Genomic DNA, 1,162 nt, shown 5'->3' with positions numbered 1-1,162 from the left:
CGGCGGGACATCGGGATGGTTCGTTATGATCGCATGAAGGCCTCCGCATCGAAGGGGACGCCGCGGCGGAGCATCGCGTACACCGCCCGGCCGAGCCGCGCCGCCAGGATCGCCTGCGCCTTGCCCTTGCCCGTCGCCTTCGCCTTCTTCGCGGCCCACGCCTTTACGCCCGGCTCGTGCCGGGTCATCAGCGCGGCGGCCTCGCGGAAGGCCCACTTCAGGTGCGCGTTGCCCAGCTTCGCGTTCGAGCGGCCCACCACCTTGCCGGCCGACTCCTTCGCCGGCCGCACCAGCCGGGCATACGAGAGGAACCGGCCGGGCGCGTCGAAGCGGCGGATGTCGCCGATCTCATAGAGCAATGTCAGCGCCAGCACCTTTCCCACCCCGGGGATCGACCGCAGCCGATAGTAGTTCGGCAGGTCGTGGCCCTTGGCCTGGGCGGCGAGGAAGGCCTCCAGCTCGGCGATCTGGCCGTCGAGGTGCGCGGCCAGCTCCAGGTCGACCTGGAGGGTGCGTCGGACGCACTCGTCGTCGACGCGGTCGAGCAGGCCGGCGCGGTTGCTCGCATACCGGAGCTTGCCCGTCGGCGTGTCGTGCTGGTACTGCCAGTTGATCAGTTGCACGTGCGTCAAGGCCTCCGACCGCCGCCGGACAAGGTAGGAGCGGCGTCGGAGCAGGTCTCGGGTGGCCCTCATCTCGGCGGGGTAGGCATACGCCTGCGGCAGCAGGCCGGCGCGGAGCAGGTGGGCGATCTTCTCGGAGTCGATGCGGTCGCTCTTGGTCTTGGTCCCGTGGATGGCGCGCATCTCCAGCGCGTGGCCGAGGACGAAGGGGATGCCGTGCTCACGGCAGGTATCGGCCAGCCAGTACCAGCAGAAGGTGCACTCGCAGGCGACGACCAGTCCGTCGCGGTGCGGCGCGACGGACTGGAGAAACGCATCCGGATTGGCGGGGATGTCCTCGTGGAGGAGTGTCTTGCCCTGGGGGTCGAGGATGCAGAGGAACATGGTCCTGGCGTGGAGGTCGACGCCGCAGTAGGCTCGGTGCTGTGCCTGGTAGGGCCTCATGGCGGTGCTCCGGGGTGGTGTGCCCGATCCGGGTGCACTCCAGTCTGCAACCGGGTTCGGTCGCAGGGGGCCTCGGAGGCCATGATGAGTATCCT

1 protein-coding gene is annotated in these 1,162 nt (G+C 69.2%); it reads right to left on the bottom strand.

What is annotated here, in order from left to right; translation table 11 throughout:
- Positions 1-23: 23 nt before the first annotated feature.
- Positions 24-1,067, bottom strand: a complete 1,044-nt coding sequence (locus HG800_RS26785; protein ID WP_169981452.1) for an IS110 family transposase — start codon at positions 1,065-1,067, stop codon at positions 24-26.
- Positions 1,068-1,162 lie beyond the last annotated feature (95 nt).

The sequence above is a fragment of the Tautonia rosea genome, from assembly GCF_012958305.1.
GTDB lineage: Bacteria > Planctomycetota > Planctomycetia > Isosphaerales > Isosphaeraceae > Tautonia > Tautonia rosea.
Note: the sequence above shows the minus strand (reverse complement) of the source record. Positions and strands in the feature narration are given on the sequence as shown.